16 protein-coding genes and 1 tRNA gene are annotated in these 23,310 nt (G+C 59.7%); 6 read left to right on the top strand and 11 right to left on the bottom strand.

The features are described 5' to 3' along the window. Window positions 1–117: 117 nt before the first annotated feature. Window positions 118–3,093 (top strand): TonB-dependent receptor, encoded by a 2,976-nt coding sequence (locus N7367_RS05535; protein ID WP_279941904.1) that lies wholly within the window; start codon window positions 118–120, stop codon window positions 3,091–3,093. A gap of 65 nt (window positions 3,094–3,158) precedes the next feature. Continuing rightward, on the top strand, window positions 3,159–4,514 hold the full coding sequence (locus N7367_RS05530; RefSeq protein WP_111187265.1) for a Gfo/Idh/MocA family oxidoreductase: 1,356 nt from the start codon (window positions 3,159–3,161) through the stop codon (window positions 4,512–4,514). A 187-nt stretch (window positions 4,515–4,701) separates the two neighbouring features. On the opposite strand, the gene N7367_RS05525 is transcribed toward N7367_RS05530, so the two are convergent. From N7367_RS05525 to N7367_RS05475, 11 genes are all read right to left on the bottom strand, one after another. Beyond that, a tRNA-Arg gene (locus N7367_RS05525) sits at window positions 4,702–4,778 on the bottom strand. Between the two features lie 411 nt (window positions 4,779–5,189). After that, complete coding sequence (locus N7367_RS05520) at window positions 5,190–6,215, bottom strand: acyltransferase family protein (RefSeq protein WP_279941903.1); 1,026 nt, start codon at window positions 6,213–6,215, stop codon at window positions 5,190–5,192. A gap of 89 nt (window positions 6,216–6,304) precedes the next feature. Next, on the bottom strand, window positions 6,305–8,149 hold the full coding sequence (locus N7367_RS05515) for an acyltransferase family protein (RefSeq protein WP_279941902.1): 1,845 nt from the start codon (window positions 8,147–8,149) through the stop codon (window positions 6,305–6,307). 81 nt (window positions 8,150–8,230) lie between these two features. Continuing rightward, on the bottom strand, window positions 8,231–9,385 hold the full coding sequence (locus N7367_RS05510; RefSeq protein WP_279941900.1) for a hypothetical protein: 1,155 nt from the start codon (window positions 9,383–9,385) through the stop codon (window positions 8,231–8,233). Beyond that, window positions 9,382–10,323 (bottom strand): glycosyltransferase family 2 protein, encoded by a 942-nt coding sequence (locus N7367_RS05505; protein ID WP_279941898.1) that lies wholly within the window; start codon window positions 10,321–10,323, stop codon window positions 9,382–9,384. Before N7367_RS05505 ends, N7367_RS05510 begins: the two co-directional genes overlap by 4 nt. Window positions 10,324–10,386: 63 nt before the next feature. Then, window positions 10,387–11,187 carry a WecB/TagA/CpsF family glycosyltransferase gene (locus N7367_RS05500; RefSeq protein ID WP_279941897.1) on the bottom strand — a complete coding sequence of 267 codons (801 nt, stop codon included), beginning with the start codon at window positions 11,185–11,187 and terminating at the stop codon, window positions 10,387–10,389. 21 nt (window positions 11,188–11,208) lie between these two features. Continuing rightward, window positions 11,209–12,114 carry a glycosyltransferase family 8 protein gene (locus tag N7367_RS05495; protein WP_279941896.1) on the bottom strand — a complete coding sequence of 302 codons (906 nt, stop codon included), beginning with the start codon at window positions 12,112–12,114 and terminating at the stop codon, window positions 11,209–11,211. Beyond that, on the bottom strand, window positions 12,104–13,540 hold the full coding sequence (locus N7367_RS05490; RefSeq protein ID WP_180875608.1) for an oligosaccharide flippase family protein: 1,437 nt from the start codon (window positions 13,538–13,540) through the stop codon (window positions 12,104–12,106). Before N7367_RS05490 ends, N7367_RS05495 begins: the two co-directional genes overlap by 11 nt. After that, entirely contained in the window at window positions 13,537–14,655 is a 1,119-nt protein-coding gene (locus N7367_RS05485; RefSeq protein ID WP_279941894.1) for a polysaccharide pyruvyl transferase family protein, read from the bottom strand. The genes N7367_RS05490 and N7367_RS05485 overlap by 4 nt, the downstream gene beginning before the upstream one ends. Further along, window positions 14,652–15,626, bottom strand: coding sequence for a nitroreductase family protein (locus tag N7367_RS05480; protein ID WP_279941893.1), 975 nt, complete (start codon window positions 15,624–15,626; stop codon window positions 14,652–14,654). The genes N7367_RS05485 and N7367_RS05480 overlap by 4 nt, the downstream gene beginning before the upstream one ends. A gap of 104 nt (window positions 15,627–15,730) precedes the next feature. Continuing rightward, window positions 15,731–16,897 (bottom strand): nucleotide sugar dehydrogenase, encoded by a 1,167-nt coding sequence (locus N7367_RS05475; protein WP_279941891.1) that lies wholly within the window; start codon window positions 16,895–16,897, stop codon window positions 15,731–15,733. 435 nt (window positions 16,898–17,332) lie between these two features. Between N7367_RS05475 and N7367_RS05470 the strand changes: the two genes are divergently transcribed. The 4 genes from N7367_RS05470 (at window position 17,333) to N7367_RS05455 (ending at window position 23,113) form a co-directional block, all read left to right on the top strand. Continuing rightward, window positions 17,333–19,558: a polysaccharide biosynthesis tyrosine autokinase gene (locus N7367_RS05470; protein ID WP_279941930.1), complete on the top strand. Its 2,226-nt coding sequence runs from the start codon at window positions 17,333–17,335 to the stop codon at window positions 19,556–19,558. Window positions 19,559–19,664: 106 nt separating this feature from the next. Beyond that, window positions 19,665–20,654, top strand: a complete 990-nt coding sequence (galE, locus tag N7367_RS05465) for a UDP-glucose 4-epimerase GalE (RefSeq protein WP_279941890.1) — start codon at window positions 19,665–19,667, stop codon at window positions 20,652–20,654. Between the two features lie 43 nt (window positions 20,655–20,697). Then, window positions 20,698–21,582, top strand: a complete 885-nt coding sequence (gene ubiA, locus N7367_RS05460; protein WP_065181486.1) for a 4-hydroxybenzoate octaprenyltransferase — start codon at window positions 20,698–20,700, stop codon at window positions 21,580–21,582. 106 nt (window positions 21,583–21,688) lie between these two features. After that, entirely contained in the window at window positions 21,689–23,113 is a 1,425-nt protein-coding gene (locus tag N7367_RS05455; protein ID WP_193396040.1) for a TIGR00366 family protein, read from the top strand. Window positions 23,114–23,310: the final 197 nt, after the last annotated feature.

Below are 23,310 nucleotides of genomic sequence, written 5' to 3'. Positions count from 1 at the left end.
CCTTCGTAACACCGCTCCTCCCCCGCCCATACCGACTGCGGCCTGCTGGCCGTGGCCCGGGAGCGTTTTGCCCGCTGATCCACATTCGCGCCGCACCCCTGCCAGGAGAGAACCCCGATGTTGCCCGCACGCTACCGCCGCCCCCCCTGTCGCACGATCGCTCCGCTGACGCTGGCCATTGCCGGCGCGCTGCTCTCGGTCGCCCTGCCTGCCGCTGCGCAGGACAGCAAGGACAACGCCACCGACCTGGCCCGCATCGAGGTCACCGGCTCCAACATCCGCCGTACCGATGTGGAAACCGCTTCGCCGGTCCAGGTCATCAGCAAGCAGGACATCCAGAACATGGGTGCGCGTACGCTGCTGCAGGTGCTCGACAACCTGCCGGCTGCCCGCCCGGCGCAGCAGGATTCGCGCTCGCTGTTCACCGGCTCCGACGGTGCCTCGCAGGCCAATCTGCGTGGGTTGGGCGCACAGGGCACGCTGGTGCTGCTGAACGGTCGTCGCCTGTCGTACTACGGCGCACCCGCCGGCTTCCAGACCCAGTTCGTCAACATCGATGCGATCCCGGCTGCCGCCATCGAACGCATGGAAGTGCTTACCGACGGTGCTTCGGCGGTGTACGGCACCGACGCCGTGGCCGGTGTGATCAACGTGATCACCAAACGCAACTTCCAGGGCGCGGAGATCAACTTCACCAACGATACGTCATCGCGCATCGACTCCTACGGTGAGCGCCAGGCCAGCATCACCGCCGGCTTCGGCGACCTGGCCGAGAACCGCTTCAACATCTACGGTGCGGTCAACATGTACCGCCGTGACGCGATCCCGTTGCGTGATTTCTACGACAAGCGTCCCGAGCAGTACTACGTCAACAATCCCAATTACCTGACGAACCTGCGCCTGGGCGTGGGCAGCAAGCCGGGTGAGTTCAACCCGGGCAGTTACTTCGCCTTCGATCCGGTCACCGGCCGCCGCGTGCAGGAGGCCGCACCGGGGTGCAAGAACGTGCTGCAGGGCGAGGCCGCCGGTCCGCGTTGTGTCTGGGAGACCTGGATGAACAACGAGATCGACGCCGGCGCCAAGTCCGAGCGCAACACCGCCTACCTCAATGGCACCTTCCTGGTGGGCGACTCGACCGAAATCTTCGCCGAGGCGACCTACACCGACATCGATCTGCGTGCCAATGGCGGTACACCCCGCAGCTATGGCACCACCACCGGTAACCCGACCAGCTGGTTCTCCCGCGATACCGGCACTACGGTCAACCAGTTCCTGTATCCCTACCTGGGGCCGAACAACGAGTACAACCACGCCAGCCCTGAACTGAAGGCGATGATGGGCGGCGTAGTCGGCCTGCAGTACCTGCTGCAGGATGCCGGCGCCAACTACTTCGGCCAGCGCAACACCGACAAGAGCTACCGCGTGCTGACCGGTGCACGTGGCAACATGGGTGACTGGAACTGGGAAACTGCTTTCGCCACCGCCGGCACGCACTCCACCACCTACCAGACCATCAACGTCAACCTGAAGGGCTTCGAGAAGGCCTTCGGCCCCTACTCGGTGGATCCGGGTACCGGGCGGGTGATCATTTCCGACCATCCGGCATACAAGTTCGGTGAGATCAGCGAAGCCAACGCAGCGCTGATCCGCGAGGCGTTCCCGACCTTCGACATCCAGTCCTGGACGCGCCTGCACACCCTGGACGGCAGGATCGAAGGCCCGCTGTTCCAGCTGCCGGCCGGTGAGATGCGCGCCGCGTTCGGCTTCAATGCCAGCCGCGAAACCTTCTACACGCCGGGCAATGCCGACGCAGCCGCCGGCCTGATCACCCAGCAGGGCGGGTCGTGGTTCGACGGTGCGCGCAACACCTATGCACTGTTCGCCGAAACGGTGGCGCCGATCACCGACAAGCTGGAACTGGATGCCGCGGTCCGCGTGGACAAATACCCGAACTTCAGCGCCAACGTCGCACCGAAGATCGGCTTCAAGTACCAGGCATTCGATCAACTGATGCTGCGCGGCACCTATTCGACCGGCTTCCGTGCGCCGAGCCTGGCCGAGTCCGGCAGCGGTGGCGTGTTCGCCCAGCTCGGTGGCTACCGCGATGAGGTGCGCTGCGCCGAGACCAACGCGATCGCCGACCTGTTGCGGCAGTCGCAGCGCGCCGGTGACGTGGACCTGGGCAAGAGCCTGGCCAACGTCGATTGCAGCCGCACCGTGGCCCGCATGACCCAGCCCAACCAGGACCTGAAGCCGGAGAAGGCCAAGATCGCCACCCTGGGCTTCGTCTACGAGCCGGCCAGCTGGCTGTCGGTGTCGGCCGACTACTGGTTCATCTACCGCAACAACGAGATCGTCGCCCCGGATTTCAGCCGTGACACCGACATCATCTCCTCCACCCGTTCGCCGATCACTGATGCCGATCGTGCAAACCTGGCCCAGCTGGCGGCGATGTGCGCCGACCCGGCCAGCGGTGTGAGCTGCCCCTCGGTTCTGCCCGGCTACAGCGTGGGCAACGTGGCCAGCGTGGTCGGCCAGTACAAGAACCGCGGCAAGACCCTGGTCGACGGCTTCGACGTGGACGCACGCAGCCGCTTCTCGCTGGGCGAGTGGGGCGGGCTGAACGTGGGCCTGGCCGCCACCATCGCCAATCGCAACCGCTACTACATGGATGAGGAAAGCGGCTGGTACTACGGCGACGTGGTGGGCTACTACAACAACCCGCGCCTGCGCGCCACGCTCAACGCCGACTGGACCTACAAGCAGGTGACCACCAGCATGTTCGTCAACTATGTGGGCGGTACCAAGTGGGCCCGTGACCGCGTGGATGAAGTGGATAACAACAAGGAGACCTGCACCGCCGGCTACCTGGCGCTGCAGGCCAGCAAGTGCGACGGCGCGCCGTCCTGGTGGACCGCCAACCTGAGCGTCACCTGGCGCCCTGACGACGCCTGGAACCTGAGCTTCACCGTCAAGAACCTGTTCGACCGGCTGCCGTTCTACGATCCGAACAGCTTCCTGGGTGACTCCAGCGACTACGCGACGATCTTCGGCCGTGGTTACAGTGTGACCATCGGTTATCGATTCAAGTAAGCAGGTTCGAGTGATCCAGCGCGCCGGTTGCGGCCGGCGCGCTTCCAAGAGGAGAGATGTTTGCCATGAAACGCAGGGAGTTCATCGCGGCCAGTGCCGCCGTCGCCGCCAGCAGCCTGTTGCCACAGACCCCGGCCTGGGCGCGCGGTCGCACGCTCCGCCTGGCCATGATCGGTACCGGCATGCGCGGCCAGGTGCTGTTGAAGGAGCTGGTGCGCCGCGACGATGTCGAGGTCATTGCACTGTGCGACATCGAGCCGATCATGCTGGGTCGTGCCGTGGACATGGTGACCAAGGCCGGCAAGCCTGCGCCGAAAACCTATGGCCAGGATCGCGACAGCAACGCCTGGAAGCGCCTTCTGGAACAGAAGGGCATCGATGGCGTGATCATCGCTACGCCGTGGGAATACCACGCGCCGATGGCGATCGCCGCCATGCAGGCGGGCGTGGCCGTAGGCTGCGAGGTGGTGGCCGGCATCACCCTGCAGGACCACTGGGATGTGCTGAAGACCCAGCTCACGACCGGCACGCCGTACATGCTGCTGGAGAACGTCTGCTACCGCCGCGATGTGATGGCCGCCCTGCAGATGGTGCGACAGGGCCTGTTCGGCGAGCTGGTGCATCTGCAGGCCGGCTACCAGCACGACCTGCGCGGGGTGAAGTTCAACTCCGGTGATCCCAGCCAGCCTTACGACAGCGGCGTGGAGTTCGGTCCCAAGGGCTGGAGCGAGGCACGTTGGCGCACCGAGCATTCGGTGGAGCGCAACGGCGAGCTCTACCCCAGCCACAGCATCGGCCCGTGCGCGATGTACACCGGCATCAACCGCGGCAACCGCTTCACCCATATCAACGCTTTCGCGACCAAGGCACGCGGCCTGCACGAGTACACCGTGGCCAAGAGCGGTGGCACCACCCACCCCAGCACCCAAGTGAAGTTCAAGCTGGGTGACATCGTGACCACCACGCTTGCCTGCGAGAACGGTGAGACCATCCTGCTGCAGCACGACACCTCGCTGCCCCGACCGTACTCGATGGGCTTCCGCGTGCAGGGCACCAAGGGTCTGTGGATGGACGTCAACCACTCGATCCACATTGAAGGCCGCAGCCCGCCGCACCAATGGGAAGAGTTCAAGACCTACCAGGATCAGTACGAGCACCCGCTGTGGAAGCAGCATGCCGACACCGCGGCCAGCGCCGGTCACGGCGGCATGGACTGGTTCGTCATCCATGCGTTCGTCGAGGCACTGAAGGCCAAGGCGCCGATGCCGATCGACATCTACGATGCGGTGACCTGGAGCGCGATCACCCCGCTGTCCGAGCAGTCCATTGCCAATGGCTTCCAGACGCTGGAGTTCCCTGACTTCACCGCTGGCGCGTGGAAGCAGCGCAAGCCGATCTTTGCCTTCGACGGCACGTACTGATCCGTACACCCACGGTAGCGCCGGGCCATGCCCGGCGTTGCTCTGTGGACCGGTGTGCTCGCCCCTGTGGCGCTGGACCTGCGCTCGGCGGCTGCCGGCTTCCAGTTCTTAGCGTGGAAGATCAGCGGCCTGCTGATTCTGGGGCCGTGCCGGTGGGCCAACAATCGATGGCCTGAGCAGGGAAGGATGGCGCGCCCGGAGGGATTCGAACCCCCGACCAATGGCTTCGGAAGCCACTACTCTATCCGGCTGAGCTACGGGCGCGTTGTAGAACTCACCGGTTGTCCGGTGGTAGGGCGGAATTCTAGCGGAGTCCACGATAAAAATCTGCCCCTGATTGCGCTACTGGATTTCGAGCACAGAAGAACGGGCAAAGTGGAACAGATGGCCGTAGCGCCCGGCCGCTCGCCCGCCCGCGGGGAGGCCGACAATGAAGCCCGCTGGATCAGTCCAAGAATCGCCTGATGAGATGATGGGGCTCACGCTCCATGTTGCCGGATCCATGCGGCTGGGTCATCGCCATACGTGCTCTGGCCGGTTCCTGAGAGCTCGCAATGCGGCTCTCAGTCGAATCCCGGCCCGGTATGGAGCCCTTACCCGGTCGAGATGCCCCCAGCTTGGTCATGTCAGACAGCCTCGCCATCTGCAACTCCAGGCGGTTGGCGCAGCTGGCACCTAGCCGAGAATATAGCGGGCAGGGGATTCTGGAAGGCGCTTCCTCAGCAGGAACACAGTGAGACTCGTAACGGCCAGGCACAACACTGCACCGGATAGTACGAGCGCCAAGCCGCTTGTTGACCATGGCCAGGAATTCTTCAATAGAGAAAGAATCGAGGGCAGGAACAACATATGGATCAAGTAAATGGCGTACGAGTTGCGTCCAAGCCAGGTGAGCACGCCGCCCTTGTGCAGCAGCGTCTGCGCATCGGCGAGGCGAATAGCCAATGCGAATAGTGCTCCTGAGTACAGGAAATTCGAGACCTTGAGCTGCGAGAATGGGAAAGATCCGCCAATTGTCGCAAGCCAGTATTTACTCTCCAGCAGTCCAGCGGAGAATGCAAGGAGAACAGCGCCAACGATCATGCGGAGCGGAATCCGTGAAGTATCGCGTCGCCACCCGGCTACCAGTCCGAGATGGTAGAAGGGGTACCAGACAAAGAAGGGCAGAGCATGAGCGGGAAAGCCCGACAGCCTGGTATTGGGTTCGATGGTCTGAAAATAATATGTGTATGCGATTCCCACAAGAGAAATGGAAATAATCACGATCCAGTGCGTTGTGAGACTCTTTAGACTCAGCAGCAAAGGGGTTAGAAGAGTGAACTGGCACAGGACTATTACGAAGTAGCCGATTCCTATTCCCGTTCCGAATACATAGCCTTTGAGTGTCGTGATTGGATCTATCCCTTCACGGAACGCTCCAACGCCCACATAGATCGTGGTCCAGACCAGATACGGCGGCAGTATTCGCAGCAACCGGGAAGCATAGAATTCTCTGATGCAGGTAATCTGCCCCTTCGGAGCAAAGAAACCTGCGGCTGCAAAAAAAAATGGGACTGCGAAGTTGGTCAGCTGCCTGATCCACATTTCCTGGGTGGCCGCGCCGGATCCTGCTGTGCTGCCTGGGAATCCGCTGCACGCATGAATCGTAACGACTGCGGCAATGGCGAGCCCTTTCCAGTTATCCCAATATGCTGATCTCATGAATCATCCTTCAAAGGAACTGCGGGACGTCGCCAGTTGGTCAGCCATGTCGCTGCAACTCAATAACGGATAAAAGGGCGGCAACGCTATCATTCCCCAATGACATCATCAATCAATGGTGCTATCTGCGCCGCTGCAAGACGCGCAGCCGACATGCTGGGATGATGCGAGTCAAAAAGTAGGGCGTTGCCGCCGGGCGCGAAGTTGCATATGTCGCGTTGGCAAAAGAGCTCTTGAGGGGAATACAATGTTGCCGACTTCGACAGCGTGCTCTCAAGTTCTTTCATCCCATCGAGTTGGATGATGTGCTCGGCGCTCCCGCCGCGTGCAAGATAAGTTGGCAAGTCAGTGCGCTGGCTGATCATTGGGAATGGTCCAATTACAATGACATGCTTTCCGGCACTTCTGAGGAACGACGCCGTCCTGGCAAGCTCGTTCTGCCTGGACGCCGAGCGTGACACCGGTGATTCAAAGTATGCCGATAGAACTACGACGCCGGTTGACTTGTCATCGGCGAGGCTTTTGGCAACTTGCTTGTTCCAGTCACTGCACTGAGGGCGATTACTCGTACCTACGCCGTTGGAGCTGGGCGGGCAGGATGAATAGGTGAGCTGCCTGACGGAAAAGCCCTGCTCACTGATAGCTTTCGCCATCTCTACACCATGGCTATCTCCCCACACTGCCACCTTGAGGCCGTTCTTGGGACCAAGCACGCAAGCTGAAGAATAGTCAGGGAGGCCGCCGTCGAAATGGCATCGAGCCCGGTCTGGACTGTAATCGTTCCTGGCGGCGTCAAACGCGACCGTCGAGGCCGGTAGCCGGCCCGGCCATCCTCCGAGAGAGGAATAGATTGCCGAGACGAATAGCAAGATCGCGGTCGAGGAGGCTACGCTTACGAAAAGCGTTCTGCTGCCGATCTTCGTGCGATCGCGGGTGGGCGATTCAACAAACCGCCACGTGAGCCATGCAAGCAGGGACGACAGAAGGATGACGATTGCCTTGCCCAAGCCGCTTTCGAGCCAGCCCACGTTCCTAAACAGGGTGATTACTGGCCAATGCCAGAGGTACAGGGAGTAGGAAATGTGGCCAATAAAGACCAGCGGCCTTGTGCTGAGCAATCGTCCAGTGAAGCTGCTGGGCCCAGCATAGATCAGCATGGCCGCGCCTGCGGTTGGCGCGATGGCCGCATAGCCAGGGAAGGGAGTCGACTTGTCATAGACAAACACTGGAGCCATGGTCAGCGCCAGTCCTATGGCGCCGATCAATCCAGAAGCCCGCGTTGGAGCAGGATTGTCTCGGGTCGAGATGTAGATGGCCAGTGCCGAACCCACCAGAAGTTCCCACGCGCGCGTAGGCAGGAGATAGAAGGCTGCCGAGGGCGATCGCGGTGTGAGATAGATGCAGGCGCCCAGTGAAAGACCGATAGCCATCAGCGTTATCGCCAGTCGATATCGACGCGCATACTTGACGGTCACAAAGAGTGCGAGGGGCGCGATCAGATAAAATTGCTCCTCGACACCCAGCGACCACATGTGCAGGAGCGGCTTGGCCTCGGAGACAGGGGAGAAGTATCCCGACTGCAGCCAGAAATTGATGTTTGCGACAAATAGCAGGGACGACGCGACGTCGCGTCCGAATGGCTCGAACTCGCTGGGGAGCAAGATAAAAGGTGCGCAGATGATCGTGAAGAACACCACGACTGCAAGAGCAGGAAATATTCTTCTGATGCGCCGTTCGTAGAACGATAGAACACTGTAGGTGTTGTTATCAAAATCTCTCAGGAGGATTCCTGTAATCAGGAAGCCGCTGATCACGAAAAAAATGTCCACACCGACGTACCCGCCGGTGATGAGCGGTATGCCTGTGTGGTAAAGGAGCACGGGCAGGATAGCGATCGATCTTAGGCCATCGATATCTGCGCGGTACTTTTGCATCTGATTTCCCTGGTCGCCAACTGGGTGTTCTAGGAGAGCTGTTGCGTGAGCCGTCGGGCTTTCGCTCCGCCGGGGGCGGAATCATTCACATTTTTCGTTCTTCGCAGCGCCGGCTGCCAGGCATACAAGCGCAATGCCCAGTGTTGTATACACATTGTTGAGGGCCGATACGGAAAGGCCACTTGCCAAAACGATGAGAATGACGCAGAGCCGTTGATGGCGTTTGGCGTTCTTCATCACACCGATGAGGTAGATGAACGTCAGGGCGGTTACTGCAAGGCCATGATCGTAGATCACCCGCATATTAAAGCTATGCAGGATGACGGAATAGCAACTCCCGTTGCCGCTAAAACTGAAGAGCGATTGATAGTAGGAGAGTGACGAGCACACGTGTGCGGGAAGTGGAGAAATCCTATCGGCACCAAGCACATAGTCCGTTGTGTCCCAGTTTCTTATCGACTCAAGGAACATCATCAGAAACCGAAATCTATCGATCGACTCGATTCCACCTTGCGAGCGATTTTCGAAAATTAGGAATGCAAATACGACTGCTGCGGTGCCGGCGATCATTCCGCCGACGACTTTTGCAGAGTTACGGGACCTGAAGTCGAACGCGAACAGAACGGCCAAGGCGGCAGCGATTGCAGCGGAGCGAGATCCGGAGAGGATGACCACGGCCAGCAGTGTGCCAGTCTGCATTCCGCTGATCTTTACGCCTGAAACATGGGCGCTGAAGTAGACGAGCGACAAGAAGATGATTTCGAAGTTGTTCTCTGTCATCAGAACAGGCCGATCAATTCCGATGGCCCGCTTTGCTAGATAGACACTGAAGAACATGAAAAGGCAAAGGTTCAGCAGTCGCCTGAAATCTTCCGATTTCATGGGGCCAGGTGCCCACGCGAACGGTGCGAGCAGGATCAAGTACCAGACGAATTTGTACGCCTGCGCAAAGTCCAACGGATTTGTATTGCGCAAGCCAACGGCAAGCGCCGCACCGGCGACAAGGTAGCCAATCCAGAAGAGCTGCTGAGCAAAGATCCGATCCTTACGTGCGCCATACACCCACAGCAGGGCAGCAGACGATGCCGCGAAAACCAAGTCCAGCATGGGCTCGCCAACCGTCACGCCGGACAGTCGAGGTAGCCACGCTGTTGTCACGATGAGAATCGTTCCAAGGTAGAGCAGCGAAATTGGATACGGCCGGCGTTTGATCGTGAATGCGCTGGAAATACTCATTCTTGGAATTCGCTGCTGCTTGGGCCCTTCTGCTTCAGAGAGCGAATGGCGACAGAGACAATAGAGCGGTAAAGCGATCTTGGTAGCATGAATCGCAACCAATGACGGAGCGCCACCTTGGGCGGCACTTTCGCGACAGTCACACTTTGTACCAGATCCTTCAGGACAACCAGGAAACGATGCTTGGGCTGATAATAGGAGAGCACTGTAGCTCGATATCCGATGATCTCCGCCGGGGTCATCATATGGGCGTGGTGGTTCAACCACTGGGCAGGTGCCGCTGATCCCGCATGGCGCGACGTACGTCCTACCTCGCTGATGTCCGTCCAGACGATCAAGGGTTGCTCCAGCATGCGGAATTTGGTCCCATCCACGTCCACTCTGAGGCAGAAATCAAGGTCTTGACCCTTGCGAAGCTCTGGATTGAACTTGACCCGCTTCGCGAGGCTGCTGTCCATGACGATCGTTGAGGTCTGCACGAACTGATTTGCGATGAATAGATAGCTGGCCATCGACTCATCCTCCCGGATCGGGCGGTCGGGACGTATCCACATGCGATCGGGAATTCCACGGTCCACTTTGGCGTAAGAGTAAAGTGCCGGATAGGGGGACCGACGCAGATACGCGTGGAAGAGCTCCAACTTCTCGGGTACAAAGAAGTCGTCAGAATCAAGAAATGCGATGTAAAGTCCGACTGCCGCCTCGATTCCCGTATTGCGCGCAGCCCCTCCACCCCCGTTAGGGCGCTGTATTACACGGAAACGCCGATCAGCAAGCTGGTCTACCAACTTGGTCAGCGCGTCGACATCCTTTGATCCATCATCAACGATGATGCATTCGAAATCGGAGAATGTCTGACCCTGAACCGAAAGCAGCGTTGGGAGAATGGTTGATGAGCGATTGTAGGTGGGAATCACAATCGAAAAGAAGGGGGGCATGCGTGTCTCTCATCGGCTGCTACCCGAGCCATGGGAAGTGGAGAAAGCAGAACTGCCGTGCGACTATTTTGAAGCCAGCTTGGAATGGTCCGTCAGGGCGATCCACAGCGAGTGAGGCGTTGTAACGGCATATCGGACGAACAACTCCTTCGGTCGCGTGGCCAAGCGATGAACCCACTCCAGGTTGTTGCGTTGCATCCAGGCAGGAGCACGAGGATAGTCACCGGTCACGTAGTTGAAGCACCCTCCGCAGGTGATGATCCAGCGCGGCTTGAGCTTGTCGCGCCAACGAACGCAGAATTCCTGCTCCTTGGGCTTCCCCAGGCCGACCCAGAGGATATCCGCGCCGGAAGCGTTGATTGCGTCGACAACTTCCTGTTCTTCGTCCGGGGTGAAGAACCCATTGCGTCGGCCAGAAATCTTCATGCCCTTGTACTGCTCTTGCAGAATGCTGGTGCATGATGAGTTAACGCGCTCCTCGGATCCCAGAAGATAGAACCCAAAGCCGGTATTCTCGAATGCCTTCGAAAAATCGTGGAGCATGTCAGTTGTGGCACTGCGCTCAGGGATGGCATTGAGCTTCAATCGCTTGGACAGGGACACCAGAAATCCTCCATCGGCATGAACGATGTCGGCCTCCTGCACAAGCGAGCCAAATCTCCGATCGGTGCGTGCCAATGACAATGCGTGGCCATTAGCATCGAACACCAGCTGCGCAGGGCGCGATCGATGCGCGCAGTCGTAAAGCGCCATGTCCACCAGGTCCTGCCGTGACGCGCAAATGATGTTGAAGTCGCCAAACCGCACGGTATCGAACGTGGGCCGCTTCAGGGGAACTGTCGGTGCCGGGATGCTGGTTGCCATTGCCGCCTTTCGTCGAACTGATTAGTAGAAGTAGGGATTGGATTGCCCGATGGCGAACTTCGCTTGCCTGATCCGGCCTATGACGAAGTCCAGGAACGGGCCGCGGCGCGGCTCCATGATGTGCGTGCGCAGCTGTCGGTATTCCTTCGAGAACACAATCCGATTGCTGGCATGCCACTGCTTGTGCGCCGAAGAGAAGTGCATGATCGCCGGTGACTCGAGGAATGACATGGACCAGCCAGGTGCCAGCTCTGCAGCCAGTTCCTTGTGCCTGAGCAGCATTGATACCTGGCAGTTGTACGTGGGATCAAGCTCGCGCCATCGTCCCCTGAGCACGGCATTCAATGCGTCCTGGTCCGGCATCCTCAGCAAGTCCGTGTTGTCGCGTAGATACGCCAGAACTTTGTCTTTGGTGCCATCAGCACGCCATTCTGCGCAGTTCAACAGCAAGACGCCGGAATTGAAATAACGATCACCGTCCGCCAGCCCCAATCGACTTCCATCATAGAAAGGATTGATGACTGCCCCCGCCAGAACACCTTCCAGGTCGGTGTTGAACAGGTCGCTAAGACTGTGTCTTACAAGAACGTCGCAGTCGAGGTACAGGACCTTATCCGCGTCGAGCAGTTCTGGGATCAATAGCCGGTAATACATACCTCTGGAAATGTGCGTCACTTCCAGGAGATCGCCGAACTGAGCGGGATCAATGACATGGACGGTCACATCGCCGGAGCATAGTGCTTTGAGTGCACCCAGAACGCCAACCTTTGGTTCCTTGTCCACGATGATATCAACCGAGAACTTGGTGCCCGACGCACCGCTCTTCGCGATTGATTCTACGGCAGGGACGATGAAGTCTACATAGCGCCCATCCGCGCAGAAGCAGTAGCGCTGCGGCTCGTGGAGAGTTTGTTTGTCAGCGTTCAAGGACATATTCAGCGATGCGTTTATGGTTCATGGCCACATACGCCACCATCAGTGCAGCGTAGATGGCCAGGGTGTGAACAAAGCCGAGGTGAATGAAACCGTTGTAGCCAATGATCAGGAAAACGTATCCGGACAGCGCCGCCACGCAGGCAAGGTAGGGTGCCTGGTTCTTCATGAGCTGATAGAAGGCCATGCGGGTGCGCAGTCCGCAGGCGCTGGCGGCGGCGAAATAGAACAGCATTCCCGCACTCAGCCGTTGGGCTGCCATTGCGACACACGCGCCTTCCACGCCGAAGAATTGGCCACCGATCCAGACAAAGACAATCAAGGTCAATGCATCGACCAGCGACAGTATTCCTCGCTCACGGTAACGCGCCATCGCTTCGAGTGCGGAAGAGCCAAGTGGCGAAGACAGCAGTCGGGGTGGGACAGCGGCCGTCACTATCAGAGTAAGCGAAATCGCGGCATCCCACTTTCCGCTCCAGACATGACGAATGACGAATGGGAACCACACCAACAGGGATAGGCACAGGGCCCCTGACATCAGCGAAAGCGCGTGGCCGGCCTTGTGCAGGCCCGAGCGAACTCTAGCCGCGTCGTTTCTGATCGCGGAGAAGAGCGGCAAGAGCAGATGATTCAGCGCCATTCCGATCAACTGCACCGCTGCTGCCATCAACTGATAGGAGAAGTAGAACAACCCGAGAGCCGCTTTGCTCAGGATCAGAGACAGCACGAGGTACTCGCCTCGTGTAGCAACGTTGTTGAGGTAGGAGGAAACAATCAACCACTTGCAGCGCTTGAAGAACGCTCGAAGCCTGCTTGCGCCCGGCCATAGAGGGCTTGCAATGCGCGGTTGGCCCCAGCGGTACATGAGAAATGTGACGAGCGCCAAAATCACTTGGGAAGCGACAAAGCTGTAGATTCCCGCGCCAGCTGCTGCGAGCCCGGCCATGCTGAGGTTGCTGGCCAGTGCCGATACCGATTCAACTCGGGAAATACGCTTGAAGTTGAACGCGATCGCCGATCTGGCCTTGTATGGAAGTGCGGCGATGTTGAACGGCATGGTGAGCGCCAGCACTACCGTGATCCAAAGAAGTCGCGGATCGTGGTAGTGCTCAGCCATGATTGGCGCCGCCACAAGCAACAGCGCAACGCCGCTCAGATTCAGTATCTGCGCAGAGGCTGTGAGGCTTGGTGCCTGGGATTCAAAATCGTCGCGATGCTCCTGCAGTATCTGATAGAGCCCGACTTCCTTGAATCCGGACGCCAGGAGATAGACGATGGAGATGATTGCAATCAGTCCGAAGTCTTCCGGAAACAGGAAGATGCCCATCACCCATTGGGCAATGAACGCAGACGCCCTGCTCGTCAGCACAATGACGAGCAGGTGGGCAAACCCCTTTTTGCCGACTTGGCTCAGATTCACGGGTTGCCCAATGCTTCGTTGAGGTATCGCTTCGAGCGCAGGATTTTACTCTCCAGATCGTCGCTGATGCTCAGGCGCGCGCCATCGCGGACAACCCGAGTGACCGCTGCCCTCACAGCGTTGGGATCATTCTCCAGCACCAGCAGATCAGAGGCATTGAAATCTCGCATCATGCTGACGATCCGCTCGGAGCGCCAGCCTGAGGAATAGGCGATGCAGGGGCGGTCGAACTTCTGGGTGAAGATGACCCCGTGGAAGGAATCGGTCACCACATACGCCGAGTTCTGGATCGAACGCAGGAACTCCAGAGGGCCATAGTCATTTATCAGGTGCGACGCCCACGCAGGTTTGTCAAAGTTCTTCTCGCCGTTGACGAAATGAACCTCCAGATCGGGGTCGGACTCCTTCAGCTGGCCAATGATGCGTTCAGCAATGGGGAAGTTTGCGGTGTCCAATGCATAGACCATGATGTATCGACTGGATGCGGCAGCACCTTCCCCATCGGACTTCAGCTCGTTGAAGTCATGGAGGAGCGTCGGGTCGACGACAACTGTCGATTCAATGCCGATCAAGTCGGCGATGATCTGTCGGCTCACTTCATTGCGAACTGCAAGCGCGTCGAAATTCTTCAGATCCGGCGCAGCCCTTGCGATTATCTCGGGCTTCTGTTCGCGCGTGCCGAAGCAGGAAGCGTAACTTACCTTGCGTGGACCGCCGTGGTGAAAGCCTTGGAAGAAGTACGAATCGTACTTGGGCATGAACTTCGTATTGAAGGTCTGGTCGCTCCCGGTAAGGATCACGTCGAAGCGCGCCAAGGCGGCATTGATGGCCTCTTTGGAGGACAGCTGCGGAGCCAGCGGAAGTCTTGAACGAAAAGCGTCAAAACGTCGGTATCGCTTGGTCTGCCGAAAGCGCCTCAGGACGGCCTTGAGCGGATTCCCGCCCTTCAGCCCCATTCCTCGCCAGAACGAGGTGTTCCCCACCATATGGGCGGGGTGAGCCGTGGGTACGACAACTTCATGGCCGATACTGCTCAGGTACTGCGCAGTCGCGTATGCCTGCAGCAGGCCCCCGTAGTTGTAATTGAATGAATAGGTCAGAAGCAGCACGTTCATTGCTTGTGCTCCAAGTCCGGGAAGTGGGCAATGTCCGCCAATGGTCGACGCTCTGATCGAGCCACGCTGTACTCGTCCTTGAGTGGCCCGATGGCAACCATCATGATGATGCTCTCCGAGTCCGGGATATATCCCAACTTGCGGATCCCGATGTCCCGTGTGATGGGCGCAGACCAGTTAAGCGGGCACGCTCCGTATCCCTGCGCGTGAATGCCGAGCAGGAAGTTCTGCGCGAACAGGCCGCCATCGATCCAGTGCTGGTAGCGCTCAGTCGGTTCAAGCATCTCGGCGATATCCACTGTCACGATTGCAATGACGGCGGCAGTGTCTCCGAAGCCGCGATTTCCCTTCTGATAGCTCAGTGCCTTTCGCTTCTGTTCTTCGGTCGTAAGGAAATAGAGTCGACCAGCCTGGCGATTGCACACGCACGGCGCAAACTGGGCCGCCTGAGCTGCCTTCAACAACACTTCTTGTGGCACGGCTCCATCGCCGAAGCCGCGCACTGAGCTGCGGCTGCGCAGGAAGGCTAGATGGATCTCAGAGTCTTGCTGCCGCACTTTCATCTGCTTGAGAGCCGAGCCAGAAGGCGCAAATCCCGCATTGCGAGCGCTGATGACCGACTGCGCTACGTGCGAAGGTGAAGGTGTACCCATCTGCGCGTTGAAAGCCATGTAAGTATCAAGGGCGTCTGCGGACAGTTGCACTTCATGTGCGCAGACGCCATCCCGCATGGCCCGCTCCATTTGATCGCCAAGATCCTTGGTCATCTCGGCGCCGAATCCTGGCCGCGGCTGAGGCAACGCCAGACCTTTCTCCACCATATGGTAGTACTTGGTCATAAGGGCGCCACGCGTGGCCGGATGCGTGCGCGTTCTCAGGGTGCCGCTGAATCTGACGAAACGGTAGATGTCATACGAGTAGACTTTCGCGTAGCCATAGGCCACTTTTATAAATTCAGTTAGCTTTTTCATATGGCTGTCGTGCCGATGGCGGAATGAGGGCGGTTTTCACGCAGCATCGCGCGTCACCAGGGATCCGCGGCCTTGGAGGTGAGAATGGCATTGGCGATTACAATTCAGTCCGAACCGAAAAGGTCGCGCGTGTAGACCTTCTTCGCGACATCCTGAAGTTCACCAGAAACCCGGTTCGCTACAATTACATCAGCCTTGCGTTTGAACTCAGGCAGGTCGTTGACAACGCGGGAGCGGTAGAATTCTCCGTCGCGTAGTGATGGCTCGTAGACTATGACTTCAATTCCTTTCGCCTTGATTCGCTTCATGACGCCTTGAATGGCTGAGGCGCGGAAGTTGTCAGATCCGGCCTTCATGACAAGTCTGTAGATACCAACAGTCTTTGGGGCTTGTCGAATGATGGCATCGGCAATGAAATCCTTGCGCGTGCGATTTGATTCGACAATGGCGTGAATCAGGTTCTGAGGCACGTCGCTGTAATTGGCCAGCAACTGCTTCGTGTCCTTCGGCAGGCAATAGCCGCCATACCCGAACGATGGGTTGTTGTAATGATTGCCGATGCGCTGATCGAGGCTGACCCCTTCGATGATCTGGCGGGTATCAAGGCCGCGGGAGCTGGCATAAGTGTCCAGCTCATTGAAATAGGCAACACGCATGGCCAGGTAAGTGTTGGCGAAAAGCTTAATGGCCTCCGCCTCGGTGGCATCGGTAAACAAGGTGGCGATCTCCTTGCGGATGGCGCCCTCTTTCAGCAGTTCTGCGAACTCGGTTGCGCGCGCTGAGCGTTCGCCCACGATGATGCGGCTTGGATGAAGGTTGTCATACAGTGCTTTTCCTTCCCGCAGAAATTCGGGGGAAAAGATAATGTTATCGGTACTGAAGCGGGCCTTCAGGGCGGCCGTGCATCCTACCGGCACGGTCGACTTGATGACCATTATCGCATTCGGATTCGTGGCAACGACATCCTGGATGACGGACTCGACCGAAGACGTGTTGAAGCAATTGCTGTCTGGATCGTAATCAGTCGGAGTTGCGATAATGACGAAGCGAGCGTCTTTGTAGGCGACCTCTCGGTCAAGAGTCGCGCTCAGTTTCAGCGGCTTGTTCGCCAGAAAATCTTCGATCTCCCGGTCTTCGATCGGGGACTGGCGGGAGTTGATGAGATCGACACGGCCTGCATCGATATCTAACGCGACAACTTCATGGTGTTGCGCCAAGAGCACAGCGTTGGACAGGCCAACGTAGCCTGTTCCGGCAACGGCAATCTTCACTTCAGCATCCTTCTCTGGCGTTGCACTACGTCAGTCGTGCCAACTGGGGGAGGCAGGGTAGACGCGGTGTGGCCGTCGCGCCCCTCGGCGTCGGTCATTCCAAGGTCCTTGTTCATTTATGTATAGGGGCGTTCATTTTGGGATTGCACAACGCATGCAGCCCAAAGCGAAGATTGAATCGTACTACAGCGAAGCTGGCCTATCGCTGGACCGAGAAGGCCGCTGGCGCCCAAGTGATTAGTCAGGTGCACTTGACTTTGTCGCGCCGGGTGTGGTTGTCGGCCCGCTCCCTTCGGGCCGAGGCTTCGCTGTGCCTGGCAATCTAGTACACTGATGCGCTGGCTAGATTTTGCGGTCACCCTGAACACCCAAGCCTTTGATCGAGCAGTGAATCGTGGCCGCGCCACTGCGTCTCCTCATTTTGAAGTGGAAGCGATGACAAGACAGACGGAAGCCCGAGCAATCAAGGACGATGAGATCGATCTCCGAGAGATCCTTGGCACGATTCTCGACCGGAAGTGGTTGATTGCGGCGGTCACGGGGCTCTTCTTCGTGGTGGGGACGTTGTATGCACTGCTCGCCACTCCGGTCTACCAGGCCCAGTCGATGGTGCAGGTGGAATCCAAGATGCCCGGCATCCCCGGGCTTTCCGAGCTCACTTCGATCGGCGTGACAGGTGCGAGCCCGGCAGCAACCACCGAAGTTGCGCTGCTCACCTCACGTAGCGTGATCGGCAAGGCCGTGGATGACCTGCGTCTGGATATCAGCGTGGCTCCGTACCGGTTTCCTTTGCTGGGCGACTATTTTGCGCGCCGCTTCAGGCCAGAGCAGTCGGGTGATGTAGCACCTGCCAAGTTTGGTGCAGAGAGTTACGGATGGGGCGGAGAATTGCTTGACGTGCAGCGGCTTGACGTCCCTGAAGTTCTGATCAATCGGGAGCTGGTGCTGCGTGCCGGCACGGACGGCGCGTTCGTCCTGGAAGATGACGACGGCCGCGTCGTGCTCAAGGGGAAGGCCGGAGAAAGTGCCCAGGGGGGTGGAGTGACCATTGAGGTGGCGCAACTGCGTGCATCGCCTGGTACACGCTTCAGGGTCATCAAGCTCCGTCGCCTGGATGTGATTTCTGGCCTGCAACAGGCTGTGGTTGCCGCCGAGCAGGGCAAAGACTCGGGCATCCTCAAAGTTACATTTGAAAATGAAGATCCCGAACTGGCCGAATCTGTTGTTCAGCGTGTTGCCCAGGCCTATGTGCGTCAGAACGTTGATCGTGGGTCTGCAGAAGCGGCGGCACAGCTTCAGTTTGTGAAGGAGCAGCTCCCCATCGTGCGCAAGCAGGTGGAAGAAGCTCAGCAGGCAATGACCAACTACCAGTCACGCGCCAATTCCGTTGACATCACCATGCAGACCAAAGGTCTCCTGGATCAGGAAGTGGCTGTGGAGGGCAGCATCCAGCAGCTGCGCTTGAAGCAGGCCGAGATGGATCGAAGCTTCACGCGAGAGCACCCCGCCTACCGTGCACTGCTGCGCCAGATCAGCGAGCTTGAGAGCCGGAAGTCCGGCTTCCAGCGCCAGGTAAGTAGCCTGCCGGATACGCAACAGGAGTTGCTGCGCTTGACCCGCGACTTGCAGGTGAGCAATGAGCTCTACACCGCGCTGTTGAACCAGGCGCAGCAATTGGATGTCGCCCGCGCAGGTACGGTGGGCAACGTGCGCATCGTGGATCCGGCCGTAGTTGATACAACCAATCCGGTGAAGCCGCGTAAGGCCCTGATCATTGCTATTGCTACGCTGCTGGGCGCTTTCCTGTCCACCGCCTTTGTCTTCCTCCAGCGTATGCTCAACCCCGGCATCGAAGACCCAGCCGACATCGAGGCCATGGGCTTGCCGGTCTACGCGGCCATCCCGCTCAGTGCGTCCAGCACGCTGCCAAAGCTGCGCAAGGGCAAGCACGGCACGCGTGTAATCGCCGATGGTCGCCAGCATCTGCTGGCCGTTTCAGCTCCCGCTGATCCGACGGTGGAAGCGCTACGCAGCCTTCGTACCAGCCTGCATTTCGCCATGCTGGAAGCGAAGAACAACATCCTGACCATCTCGGGTCCACGTCCTGGGGTGGGCAAGACCTTCGTATCGGCCAACTTGGCGGCAGTAATCGCGCAGGCAGGGCAGCGTGTGCTGGTGATCGATGCCGACATGCGCAAAGGCACGCTGCATAACATTCTCGGCGTGTCGCATCAGAACGGTTTGTCGGACGTGCTGGGCGGCAAGCTCAGCGTTGAAGACGTGATCCACCCGGTATCCGGCTTGGAAAGCATGCACTACATGGTGCGTGGCAACATTCCACCGAACCCGGCCGAGCTGCTGATGCACCCACGCTTCGCGCAGCTCCTGCAGGACATGTCGAACAAGTACGACCTGGTGATCGTTGATACGCCGCCAATCCTGGCCGTCACCGATCCGGCGCTGGTGGCGACCCATGCCGGCTCGAGTTTGCTGGTAACCCGCTTTGGCGTGAATCAGGCCAAGGAGATCGAACTGACACTGCAGCGCTTTGAGCAGAACGGCGTGCAGATCAAGGGTGCAATCTTCAACGCCGTCGAGAAGCGTGCCACTGGCTACTACAGCTATGGCTACTATGAATACAAGACCGACGGCAAGGACTAATTCCCTGCCATCGGAGGGATGAGGAAGCCGACGGCAAGGTGTCGGCCCTCTGTGTGTTTCGTGGGCGAGGATGCTCCGGGCACCATTCACATCGAGGAAGGCCCCGATGCGTGACATTCTCATCTGTGGCGGTGCCGGCTACATCGGTAGCCACATGGCCCAGCACTTGGCCGAGCAAGGGCACCGCGTCACGGTGTTCGACAACCTGTCCACCGGGCATCGCGAAGCCGTCGCCTGGGGGGAGTTGGTTGAGGGCGATTTGCTGGATGCCGCATCGTTGCAGCGGCTGTTTGTCGGCCGACGCTTCGATGCAGTGATGCACTTCGCCGCACAGTCGTTGGTTGGTGAATCCGTACGTGATCCCTACGCGTACTATGCCAACAATGTCGGCGGAACGATCAACCTGCTGCAGGCGATGCGCAAACATGGCACTGAGCGCATCGTGTTCTCGTCTACGGCAGCGATCTTTGGTGAGCCGTGCTCAGCGCTGATCGATGAAGACCATCCCAAACAGCCCATCAACCCCTACGGCGCCAGCAAGCAAATGGCCGAGCGCGTACTTGCAGACGCTGCCGCCGCATACGGCTTGCGTTCCGTGAGCCTGCGTTACTTCAACGCTGCCGGGGCGCTGCCGGAACATGGGATCGGGGAGGCACACCGCTGTGAGACTCATCTGATTCCCAATGTGCTGCGTTCGATGCTTGGCCAAGCAGGACGTCTCCAGGTATTCGGACGTGATTACGACACCCCCGACGGCACTTGTGTGCGGGATTACGTCCACGTGCAGGATCTTGCGCGAGCGCATGCGCTGGCACTGGACTACATGGACACGGAGCCCGGTGCACATGCGTTCAACCTTGGTAACGGGCAGGGTTTCTCTGTGCTGGACGTGATCCAGACAGCTGCGACCGTGTCCGGCATGCAGGTCCCCTACGACATCGCTGATCGACGTCCAGGTGATCCTGCGCGATTGGTGGCGTCCGGCGAGCGGGCGCGCCGGGTGCTGGGATGGCAACCGACATGGACCGAACTGGCGCCAATCATCGAGAGTGCATGGCGCTGGCATCGTGAGCCTGCAGTGTGGGGCAGGGTCTGAGTTCAGCGCTGTCATGCCGTGCGCATCGGCGTATCATCGGCGAATGATGCAAGACCGCGCCCCCTTTGCCGACATCCCGCGCTGGCGGCATTACTGGAGTCTGATGCGCGCGGATCGTCCGATCGGCACGTTGCTGCTGCTGTGGCCCACCTGGTGGGCACTGTGGCTGGCGGCAGGCGGCATGCCGCCGCTGTGGACCCTGTTCGTGTTCACCGCGGGTGTCTGGCTGACCCGCTCGGCGGGGTGTGTCATCAATGACTACGCCGATCGCTGGCTCGACCCGCATGTGGAGCGCACCAAGGCCCGTCCGCTGGCGACGGGGGCGATCAGTGGCCGTGCCGCGCTGGTGCTGTTCGCGGTACTGATGCTGGTGGCATTCGGACTGGTGCTGACCCTGAACGGGCTTACCATCGGCATGAGCTTCATCGGCGTGTTCCTGGCCGCCAGCTATCCCTACCTGAAGCGTTATACGCACCTGCCGCAGGTCTATCTGGGCATGTCGTTCGGCTGGGGTATTCCCATGGCATTCGCCGCGGTGCAGGGCGAAGTGCCGCTGCTTGGCTGGCTGCTGTACGCCGGCAACATCCTCTGGTCGACCGCGTATGACACCTGGTACGCCATGGTCGACCGCGAGGACGACCTGAAGATGGGCTCGCGCTCCACGGCGATCCTGTTCGGGGACCTGGATCTGGTGATCCAAGGGGTGCTCTACGCCCTGTTCCTGGCGACCATGGCGCTGGTCGGTGTGCGCGCCGGCCTGGGGAGCTGGTACCTGTCCGGCCTGGCGGTGGCTGCGGCGCTGGTGGTGTACGAATTCTGGATCTGCCGCAACCGCGAGCGGGGGCCATGCTTCAAGGCGTTCCTGCACAACAACTGGGTCGGCGCGGCGCTGTTTGCCGGTATCGCGCTGGATCTGGCGCTGCGCTGACAGGCGCCGCCGGGAAGGGGCGCGATACCGTCCTACGACCAATAGGCGACTGACAGCCCCCGCCGCGAGGCCGAGAATCGAGCCATCGAACCTGGGAGGGTAGGTGATGGCCTCGACGGCAGCAGTGCAGGATGGCTGGATGGCGCGCGCAGCGCTGCGCTCGGCCTCCTGGGCGGAAAAGTGGTTCCCTGATGCCTACGTGTTCGCGGTGCTGGGCGTGGTCATCGTCGCCCTGGCAGCCATCGGCTTCGGTTCCACGCCGCAGACCACGGCCAGTGCCTTTGGCGATGGCTTCTGGAGCCTGATTCCGTTCACCATGCAGATGGCCTTCGTGGTGATCGGCGGTTATGCCGTGGCCACCGCGCCTGTGGTGGCGCGCTTCATCGAACTGCTGGCGCGGGTGCCGCGCACGGGGCGCGGTGCGGTGGTCTATGTAGGCCTGGTCAGCATGCTGGCTTCGCTGCTCAGCTGGGGCTTCTCGCTGGTGTTCGGCGGTCTGCTGGTGCGTGCATTGGCGCGCCGGACCGATCTGCGCATGGACTACCGCGCAGCGGGTGCCTCCGCCTACCTCGGCCTGGGCGCGGTCTGGGCGATGGGCCTGAGTTCTTCGGCTGCGCAGCTGCAGGCGAACCCGGCCAGCATGCCGCCGGGGCTGGTGGAGATCACTGGCGTACTGCCCTTCACTGAAACCATCTTCCTGTGGCAGTCGATCGTGCTGACCGCGGCGTTGATCCTGGTGTCACTGCTGATTGCCTGGTTGACCGCACCGGCGGCTGGCAGTGCGCGCACCGCTGAATCGTTTCCCGGTGCGGCGCAGGCCGAGCCTGAGCCGCTGCAGCGCCGCACGCGCCCCGGCGAATGGCTCGAATACAGCCCGCTGCTGACCGTGCTGCTCTCGTTGCTGGCCTTCGGCTGGCTGTTCAACGAGTTCGCCAACAAGCCGGTGGTGACCGCGATCGCCAACCTCAATACCTACAACTTCCTGTTCATCTCGCTCGGCCTGCTGCTGCACTGGCGCCCGCGCAGCTTCCTCAACGCTGTGGCCAAGGCGGTGCCCAGCACGACCGGTGTGCTGATCCAGTTCCCGCTGTATGGCGGCATCGCGATGATCCTCACCCACGCGGCCGGCGCCGATGGGCAGACGCTGGCGCACCGGCTGTCCAGCCTGTTCGTGCACATCGCCAGCACCGATACGTTCGCTCTGGTGATGGGCGTGTACTCGGCGGTCCTGGGCTTCTTCGTTCCCTCCGGCGGCGGCAAGTGGATCATCGAAGCACCGTACGTGATGCAGGCGGCCAACGAACTGAAGGCGCACCTGGGCTGGGCTGTGCAGGTGTACAACGCCGCCGAAGCACTGCCGAACCTGATCAATCCGTTCTGGATGCTGCCGCTGCTGGGCGTGCTGGGCCTGAAGGCCCGCGACATCGTCGGCTTCACCTTCATCCAGCTGCTGGTGCACATCCCGCTGGTGCTGGGCCTGCTGTGGTTGCTGGGCATGACGCTGGATTACGTGCCGCCTGTGATGCCATGAGGTGCTGCGCCCGCTGCGCGGCCGGGCCGGGCGGGCGCCGCTGAATGGGTCACAGCCTCTGCGGGCATGAGCACATGCCGAACCCACATGAATCCTTCAGCCGCTTGCGGCACAAGGCGCCACGCCGGTTCATTCACGCGCATGCACATTTCTGTAGCTGCGTCACAACGCATGGTTAACCCACCGCTGCAGACGAT

Source organism: Stenotrophomonas sp. GD04145, from assembly GCF_029835135.1.
GTDB classification, from domain to species: Bacteria; Pseudomonadota; Gammaproteobacteria; order Xanthomonadales; family Xanthomonadaceae; genus Stenotrophomonas; species Stenotrophomonas maltophilia_P.
Note: the sequence above shows the minus strand (reverse complement) of the source record. Positions and strands in the feature narration are given on the sequence as shown.